The 9,174-nt window shown below is 62.8% G+C and carries 6 protein-coding genes; 4 read left to right on the forward strand and 2 right to left on the reverse strand.

What is annotated here, in order from left to right:
- Positions 1-102: 102 nt before the first annotated feature.
- On the reverse strand, positions 103-1,038 hold the full coding sequence (locus tag R6U20_RS03480) for a hypothetical protein (RefSeq protein ID WP_410336479.1): 936 nt from the start codon (positions 1,036-1,038) through the stop codon (positions 103-105).
- Positions 1,039-1,302: 264 nt separating this feature from the next.
- Positions 1,303-2,586, reverse strand: coding sequence for a phosphoribosylamine--glycine ligase (purD, locus tag R6U20_RS03485; RefSeq protein WP_410336480.1), 1,284 nt, complete (start codon positions 2,584-2,586; stop codon positions 1,303-1,305).
- Between the two features lie 125 nt (positions 2,587-2,711).
- Here purD and R6U20_RS03490 point away from each other — a divergent pair, with 125 nt between their 5' ends.
- From R6U20_RS03490 to R6U20_RS03505, 4 genes are all read left to right on the forward strand, one after another.
- Entirely contained in the window at positions 2,712-3,980 is a 1,269-nt protein-coding gene (locus tag R6U20_RS03490) for a hypothetical protein (protein ID WP_410336481.1), read from the forward strand.
- Between the two features lie 81 nt (positions 3,981-4,061).
- Complete coding sequence (locus tag R6U20_RS03495; RefSeq protein WP_410336482.1) at positions 4,062-4,862, forward strand: squalene/phytoene synthase family protein; 801 nt, start codon at positions 4,062-4,064, stop codon at positions 4,860-4,862.
- A 241-nt stretch (positions 4,863-5,103) separates the two neighbouring features.
- Positions 5,104-7,596 carry a RecQ family ATP-dependent DNA helicase gene (locus tag R6U20_RS03500; RefSeq protein ID WP_410336483.1) on the forward strand — a complete coding sequence of 831 codons (2,493 nt, stop codon included), beginning with the start codon at positions 5,104-5,106 and terminating at the stop codon, positions 7,594-7,596.
- A gap of 22 nt (positions 7,597-7,618) precedes the next feature.
- Positions 7,619-8,971 carry a DNA-processing protein DprA gene (locus tag R6U20_RS03505; RefSeq protein ID WP_410336484.1) on the forward strand — a complete coding sequence of 451 codons (1,353 nt, stop codon included), beginning with the start codon at positions 7,619-7,621 and terminating at the stop codon, positions 8,969-8,971.
- Positions 8,972-9,174: the final 203 nt, after the last annotated feature.

Below are 9,174 nucleotides of genomic sequence, written 5' to 3' on the forward strand. Positions count from 1 at the left end.
ACGCAAGGCGGGAAAGGTAGAGTGGTATGAATATTAAAGCACAACTGGCCATGGTTTTGAATTTGGACAAGTGTATCGGATGCCATACCTGCACCGCCGTTGCTACGGGCGCGGGGTGGCCATCAGGTGGGGACCGGCGAGCAGGTAGAGCGAATCGCGGGAGGCGGCGACCGATTGCAGCGCGTTGGCAGCGTCGGGCCAGTGCCAGTGGCGGCGCGGTGCGTACGTATCGGCATCAACCAGTGTGATACCCCGTGGCTGCACGAGCCCTACGGCCCGCCCTACGGCAAAGCCGCTTACAAAGCCGCCGTCTGCATGGACGCTTATGGTGGGGTGCGCAACGATGCTGCCCAGCGCGTCGGTGATGAGCACGCGGGGCCGCTCGGCTTCGAGCACCCACAGGTCGCCGGTGGGGCTGCGCACGATTGCATGCGGCTGCCAGCGGTCCAGGGGCACGTCGAATGGGGCAAGGCGGCGCAGCACGGTGCGGTCGCCGTTGAGGTACCAGAGGGCATCGGCATCGGATTCGAGGACGACGAGCCCGGACCCGGGAGCCGATTGCACCGCGGTGGGGCGTCCGCTGCCGGTGGAGGCGGCGTCGTTGCGGCTGGGGCGATAGGTGGCGGCGGGCGGCTCGTTGCGATGCGAAAGGGCGATCACCTCCAGCGCGCGCCCGTCGGTGGTGAGGCGCTGGATACGTCCGTTGCCGGTGTCGGCGATAAGGAGCACTTGGCCGTTGGTGGGGTCAAGCTCTGCCGGACGCCGAAACTGCCCGGCGCGTGTGCCGTGTCCCCCTATGGTGCGTTGTACCGTGCGTGTGGGTCCGAGCACGTGCAACTGGTGCTGATTGGGTTCGAGCACGTAGAGGCGCTCGCGCGCATCGCGGCGTACGGTGGTGGGGGCGTCGAAGGTGGCGAGTGTGTCGATGGCCTCAAGACGAATGTGCAGGGTGTCGGCCCCGCGTGGCAGCGGCTCGGGGAGCGGGCTGGATGCGTGGGCGGCGGGCCACACCAGCATCGCTACAAGCAGTGCGCTCATGAAGATGGCGGTTCCCCTCAACCCAGCCACGACGCTGCGTATCCCTCTAAAAAACAGGGTGTAAGTCTGGCACATGTGTACGCAAGGGAGTCGTCAAGTGTGTTTCGTTTTGCTCATAGCACGTTGCCTGGTTCGCATCCAGTGTGAGTTGTGCACCTGACCTGAGGTCTTATCATCTCCTGAAGAGAGCGGGGCCGAGCCCCTGAACGGCATCGTCACGAGGCGGAGCCTCGCGACGAGATGGCAAAGCATGAGGATTCGAAATCAGGCGGCCATGAGGCCACTCTGGGCGATGTCGCGGCGCAGGGTTTTGCCATCGAACTGAATGGCATCGGCCCCGTCGTAGGCGCGTTCGACGGCGGTTTCGAGATCGGGCGCGGTGGCTACGACGCAGAGCACGCGTCCGCCATCGGTGACGAGCGTGCCGTTGTCGGTGCGGCGCGTGCCCGCGTGGATGACGTGCACACCCGGCATCCGCTCGGCCTGGTCGATGCCGTCGATGGGCAGGCCGGTGTCGTACTGGTGCGGGTAGCCCTGCGAGGCCAGCACCACGCCGACGCACGATTGTGCGCTGGCGCGGACCTGTACGCCTGCAAGCGTCTGTTCGGCAACGGATTGGAAGAGCGTGGCGAGGTCGTTGTCGAGCAGGGGCAGCACTACTTGCGCTTCGGGGTCGCCCCAGCGGCAGTTGTATTCGACGACTTTGGGGCCGCTATCGGTGAGCATGAGCCCGACGTACAGCACGCCCTGGTACGGCGTGCCGTCTTCGCTCATGCCTTTGAGCGTGGGTTCGACGATGGTGCGGCATACGGCGGTGAGGGTGGCGCCGTCTACGAGCGGGGTGGGCGCGTAGGCCCCCATGCCGCCGGTGTTGGGGCCGGTGCCGCCTTCGCCAATGGCCTTGTGGTCTTGCGAGGGCGGGCAGACGACATACTTCTCGCCGTCGGTAAGCACGAACACGCTGGCTTCCTGGCCCTCCATAAACGCTTCGATGACGACCTGATCGCCCGCTGCGCCGAAGTCGCGGGCGTCGACGATGCGGTCGAGGGCGTCGTGGGCCTCCTCGCGAGTGGTGCAGACGAGTGCGCCCTTGCCGCCCGCCAGTCCGCTGGCTTTGACGACCACCGGCACGGGCTGGTCGTTGATGTAGGCGTGGGCGTCGTCGGCCTCGTTGGCGGCAAACGTGCGAAACGCTGCGGTGGGAATGTCGTGCTCCGCCATGAACGCTTTGGCGAAGGCTTTGCTGCCCTCAAGCCGGGCGGCAGCGGCGCTCGGACCCATGACCGGATGTCCGGCGGCGCGCAGGTGGTCGGCCAACCCGTTTACGAGCGGCGCTTCAGGGCCAATGATGGTGTAGTCGATGTCGTGGGTGCTGATGGCCTTGGCCACGGCATCGTGATCGGCGGGGTCGAGATCCAGATTTGTGCCGGCGTGGGCGGTGCCGGGGTTCCCGGGGGCAGCAACGACGCCGTTGCACGAGGGGCTATCGGCCAGTGCACGGCAGAGCGCATGCTCGCGCCCGCCGCTTCCAATGACAAGAACGCGCATGGAACGAGGCTTTTGATGAAAGTAACACAATGCGGTGCGTTCAATTTGCTAATATAAGAGCACGCGTGCATTTGTGCAGGGGCTGCCCCCCACACGCGGTTGAAGTTCTCTGAATATGTGCTGGTATGCCTGTGCGTACATACGTTGTTGCAGTACTTGTGGTCGGGTGGATGTGGAGCAGCGGCGTTTACCCGCCGGTGCATGCGCAATCTGCCGAGGAGGATGCAGATGAGGAGGCGGCGTCGGTCTGGGTGAACCCACGGCCCTATCCCGCCAATTTCTGGGGGCCGCGTACCGGCATCGGACTCGGTGCGGGGCTCTCGGTGCACAACCTGGGGCGAGATGGAAGCCGGGGCCTCGTTACGGCGCTGGTTGGGCGCTATCAGCAGGTGGGCACGGTGGCGTGGACGCCGCAGTGGAGCCACCGGAAGCCGGGCTTTACGGTGCTGGAGGGCCGCGCCTTTCACACCAAACGCGACTGGTTCTATGGCGTGGGGCCCTTTCCGCACGACGATACGCGCCTCGAACTGCATCGCACCCAATTGCGCGGCGGTGTGCGCGGACGCTATCTGCCGTTTGGCACCGATGCACTGCGGCTGCATGCGCAGGTGCATGTGGTACACGATCGCCTCTACGATCAGCAGAACGATGACGACGACGCTTTTCGGCAGTTGGATGCGCGGTCGCAGCTCTACCTGCAAGCATTTGGGCGCACCCGCACCGGCGATGTTCGCACCCGCAGCCTGACGGGGGTGCGTCCGCAACTCGGTCTCTCGTACGACACGCGCGACCGGGAGCACGGGCCGCGCCGCGGGCTGCTGGTGCACGGGCAGACGGGGCGCTATTTGGATGTGGAAGGCGGCGCGTCGTTCTGGACGCACGAAGCTGATTTGGCAGGACACGTGCCCCTTGCAGCGGCGCACACGATCGACCTGACGGCCCACGCCCGCATCGCACGCAGCACGACCGACCAACCCATCCCGCCGATGTATCTCTCGGCGCTTGACGCTTTTCGGATGCCGGGCGTAGCTCGTGGACGCTTTGCCGACCGCGACCGTGTGCTTCTGGGGGCGCGCTACCGCGTGCTGTGGCGCAATCTGGCCAATATGGTAACGGTAGAGCCCTACGTTGGAGGACACGCCGGGGCGGTCTACACCGATGTCTTTGAACAAGGTACGCTTGATGCGACCATTGAACGCACACCGCGTCCCACCACCAATGTGCCCCTGCGTCTGAGCGCTCATGTGGGACTGCGTATCGCGCCGCGTTTTCGAGATTCAACGTGGATCGACATGGCCGTGGGCCTGGGTCCCGATGGGGTGACCGGGGTGCGCCTTGCGTTTACGCCGACGTTTCATCATCGGCGCCCCGATCATCACAACGACCGGTGGTAGCCGGGCCGATGCTGGGGACACGTGCTCCTGACAGCTGCATCCCTTCCTTTCACGCTTCTGCTCGTATCGATACCATTGCCCATGCCCGACATGCCGTATGCGCGTCCGTATGAAACCGGCTGGTCGTCGGCCCAGCGTCCGGCGGCCCAGGCGTTTTGGAACTGGCACGACGCGCTGGCGGAGGCTCCGGCGCTCCCCGAGGCACGCATTGAAGCGGCGTATGAGCAGGTGCAGGCGGGAGAGCCGATCCGGATGGTGCCCCGCGAGGTGAGCACCGCCGCGTACGAAGCGTGCACCCGTCATAACTTGAACCGCGACTACCTGGCGGCCCAGGTGCGCGCGCTTCCGCAGCACGCCCCGCCCGCCCGGTACGACACCGGTGCCGACCTGAAGCGCTTCGTCGGCCGCTGGATCGTACCGCACGGGCGTCTGCTGGCGGGGCTGGTGCCGGGCATGAAGCGGCTTAAGCGCGCTACCGATCACCTGAGCCGTGGCTTCTTCTACACAGCGACTGTAGTCCATCTCCCCGCGCATCTGGAGGCCGACCGCCTGTACCTGCCGCAAGAGGACCTGCGCCACGAAGACCTGTCGCTGCATGCGCTCCGCCAGGGCACCGTCACCGAACCCGTGCGCAAAGTGCTGTGGAAGCAGATGATCCGCGCCCGCGATGCCCTGGCACGCGGCCACACGGCGCTCACCCGACTGACGTGGCGAGCCAAGTGGCGCCTCAAGTTCTGGTGGATCGGTGCGTTGGAGCTGCTCAACGAGGTGGAGCGCCGCGACTTCGACGTGTGGAGCGCACCTGTTACCCTCAACCGCTGGCGCACCGCCCAGGTGTATCTGCAAACCTACATCGGACGCGCAACGGCCCGGATGTCGTGATGTAGGCTGTTGCAGGTTAGGCGTGAGAGGCTCCCATCTCCATGGTGCGCAGTTTCGCATCAACAGACCCAGACTGCACCAATGAACTATCACGTGAGCCGGTAGTCGCTAATCCTGACGGAGTCGGAGTTATCATAGCAAGAATAGCTTCCGGATTAGCGGCGCCTTGTCCGAGATGACTGTCTGGGGATCATCTACCATTTAACCGCTATCTACCGACGTTACAGTTCAGGCCTGTGTCGTGTCAACCACTCGCAGTCGCCTCGAACAGCCCATCACGGCGCGCGGTGAATGTGGCGAGGTGCTGCTTATCATGCTTATGCACGTGAAGCTCCAAATCCCCACCCTCATCATGGATGGAATCAAGCTGTACCTAATCGTCAGAGAACTTCAGGTCGCCCCCGAGCGAATCATCGCCTTCCTGAAAAAGAACGGCCACGGCGAGAGCATCGCAGGCAGGGGCGCGGATGCCGAAGTCACAGACGACGCCTACCAGGCCCTGCGTACACATTTCGGACGCGGTCGAGATCGCTCCAAGCCGTCTGCGAACAGGCCAACGACATCGGGGCGTACGCCATCTCGTCACAAGCACTCCTCAGACGTCCTGACGCCCACCTCTGGCTCGCCCAACGCATCCACGAGCCTGAAAGAAAAGGCGCTCCAGTATCTTCGGCAAGGACTCGACACCCCCGCCGCGACCTTCCGAGATGGCCAGTGGAAAGCCATTCGCGACGTCGTGAAAGACAGCAAGACCGTGCTGCTGGTCCGCCGAACCGGATGGGGCAAGAGCATGGTCTACTTTCTGGCAACGCGGCTGCTGCGTGATCAGGGCGCAGGGCCCACGCTCTTGATCTCCCCGCTTCTTGCTCTGATGCGCAACCAGATTGAAGCGGCAGAGCGCATCGGCATTAACGCTGCCACGATCAACTCCTCAAACACCGAGGATTGGGATCGGATTGAGCGCAAGATCCACGACGGCGCTATCGACGTGCTGCTGATTTCACCGGAGCGTCTCTCCAACGAAAGCTTTCGGCGCAGCGTGTTGGATCGGATAGCCGACCGGGTGGGGCTCTTCGTGGTAGACGAGGCCCACTGTATCTCCGACTGGGGGCATGACTTTCGCCCCGACTACCAGCGCATCACCCGTATCTTGCAGGCCATGCCGGGCAATGTGCCGGTGCTGGCAACAACGGCCACGGCAAACGACCGCGTTGTGGACGACGTCGTTCAGCAGATTGGGCCCGACATGAACGTGTCGCGCGGTCCGCTGGCGCGTTCAAGCCTGCGGCTTCAGAACATCAAGATGCAGAGTCCAACCGACCGGATGGCCTGGCTGGCCGAGCACGTGCCCACCCTTTCTGGAAGCGGGATCATCTACACGCTTACCGTGCGTGACGCGCAGAATATTGCAGACTGGCTGCAATCACAGGGCGTCAATGTGCGGGCCTACTCAGGGCGCTGCAACAACGAGACGCGCCAGGAACTGGAACAGGCCCTTCTCAACAACGAGGTGAAAGCCCTCGTGGCCACGGTGGCACTCGGCATGGGCTTCGACAAGCCCGACCTCGGCTTTGTGATCCACTACCAGCGCCCTGGGTCGGTTGTGCATTACTACCAGCAAGTGGGGCGTGCCGGGCGCGACGGCAATACCGCATATGGGGTACTGCTCCACGGCAACGAAGACGACGACATCATTGACTACTTCATCCGCAGTTCCTTTCCAGTAGAAGCCAACGTGCACCGGGTGCTCGACGCCCTTGATGATGCACAGGATGGCCTGAAAGTGCGAGGCATTGAGCAACAGGTCAACATGAAGCAGAGCGACATTCGCCAGGTTCTGAAGTTTCTTTCCGTGCAAGGGCAATCGCCTGTGGAAAAGAGCGGCTCGCGCTGGTATCGAACACCCGTCTCCTACGCCCCCGACCGGGAGAAGGTAAAAGCGATCAAGGCCATCCGCCGTGCAGAGCAGGAGGAGATGCAGCGGTACATGGAGCACGACGGGTGCCTGATGGCGTTCTTGCAGTCTGCGCTGGACGACCCCCACGCCTCCCCCTGTGGACTCTGTGCCGGATGTGTGGGCGATCCCTTGATTCCGGAGCAAACGCCTCAAGATGTGGCCCAAGCCGCCGCGACGTTCCTGCGACGAAGCGAGATGCCGATCAAGCCTCGAAAGCGGTGGCCCTACACCGATTCCCTGTCGTCGTACGGCTGGAAAAGCACCATGGCCAACGATGTACGAGCCGAGGAAGGACGCGCGCTATCCGTTTGGGGCGATGCCGGCTGGGGCCAGATGGTCAAAGAGGGCAAATACGAGAACGGACGGTTCAGTGACCGCCTGGTGCAAGCAGCTAAAAACATGATCCAGCAGCGATGGAAGCCCACCCCGATGCCCGAATGGGTGACCTGCGTGCCCTCAAATAACCGTCCGGAGCTGGTCCCCGACTATGCAGCGCGCCTGGCCCAGGCGCTGAACCTCCCGTTCGTTGCATGCGTTCGGAAAGTCAAGGCAAATCGCCCCCAAAAGCAGATGGAGAACAGCGAGCAGCAGACCAGCAATCTCAATGGTGTGTTCGCCGTTGATGACAGCCAGGTGCATGCAGGCCCGGTCCTCCTCGTTGACGACACGGTCGACTCGCGTTGGACCCTGACGATCACAGCGGCCCTCCTGAAAGAGGCCGGGGCTGGTCCCGTCTACCCATTTGCCCTCGCCAAGACCACCCCGACATCCGTGTAGTTTGATGACCGACCGCTCCCATATGCTTGATCCTGATGCAAAGGCGATCCTTCTGCTTTGCGGGCACTTCGGCTCCCACGATGATAGCTCGGTGAAGCCCCTCACGCGTAACCAGTACAACAAGGTGGCCAACTGGCTAAACAACCAGGGCATGCGTCCCCAGAACCTTCTTGAAGAGGACGGGCGCAGCCAGCTCTCCGTGTTTGGGGAAAGCGGAACGCTCACCGAAGAACGCTTGCAGGCGCTTCTACAGCGAGGCACGGCGCTGGCGTTGGCTGTTGAGCATTGGACCAACAAAGGCGGGTGGATCCTCGCTCGCTCCGATGAAGACTACCCCAAACGCCTACGCCGCCGACTGCGCCACCTGGCGCCCCCCATTCTCTACGGCGTCGGCGATACGAAGCTACTGGAGTATGGCGGAGTCAGTATGGTGGGGTCAAGAGACTCCAGCGACGAAGCCCTTACCTTCGTTCGCGAACTGGCCACGAAGTGCGCACACGAGGGCGTCTCTGTGGTCTCTGGGGGCGCCCGTGGCGTAGACAAGATGTCGATGGACTCGGCCCTGGATGCAGAAGGATTGGTCGTAGGTGCTCTGGCGAACGGACTGGCACGAACCGCTCGCAAGAAGAAATACCGGAATGCGATCGCCGAAGACCGGCTCACGCTGATTTCTGCGTACCACCCCCATTCCCGATTCGCTGTCTGGAAAGCGATGGGACGCAATAAGCACATCTACACCCTTGGCGATCGCACTGTTGTCGCGCATTCCGCGGCGGGAAGTGGCGGGACGTGGGCTGGTGCGACCGAAAACCTCAAGCACGGATGGGTCCCAATGTTCGTTTACGCGACCGCTCCGGTGCCGGAAGGAAACCGCAAGCTAATCAAGAAGGGAGGACATTCCATTGACGAACGCATTCTGCACGAGGATGTGAGTATCAAAGCCTGGTTGGCGGGGGACGCGTCGCTTGAAGAGAAGCGAGCCATGTCTGATGGAGCGCCTTCCCCCGACGATGCACACGATGAGAGAGATTCTGAAGATGAGCCTTCCTCTACCGTTTTGTTCGAACGGGTTTGGCCCGCCATTCGTCCGCTTCTGAAGGAGCGTTGCAGCGCGAAAGAGGTGCGCGACCATTTCGACGACCTTCGGCTCAGTCAGGCTCGTGATTGGTTGATGATGGCTGTTGAGCGCGGTCTTGCAACACGCGAAGAGAGCCCCGTTCGGTACGTGCTGCCGGCGGAAGAGCCAGATGCGGCCTCATCTTCCTTGAAGAGCGATTCGGGCATGGTAAAGCAGGAAGATGGGTTGAGAAATACCCCGCCTGAGGTGAGCCGCACCAATCCCGGACTGTTCGACGCTGCGTCCGAAGAGCAGTGAAGTCTGCTGTACAAGATGAGGTTATGAGATTAATCAGCAGGACGGGCACCGGCGGTGCCGGTAGCATTCGGCACAAGTTACCCGGCTATGGGTTTCCTTCCCCCGGAATCCTAAGTAGACCTAAAAAAGTATCTTAGCAATGATGGCTATTCGTACGAGTCGTCACCGTCGCTGGTGGTGCTCACTCCCACGGGTAGTCGCCC

The sequence above is a fragment of the Longimonas sp. genome (assembly GCF_046498435.1).
Classification (GTDB): Bacteria; Bacteroidota; Rhodothermia; order Rhodothermales; family Salinibacteraceae; genus Longimonas.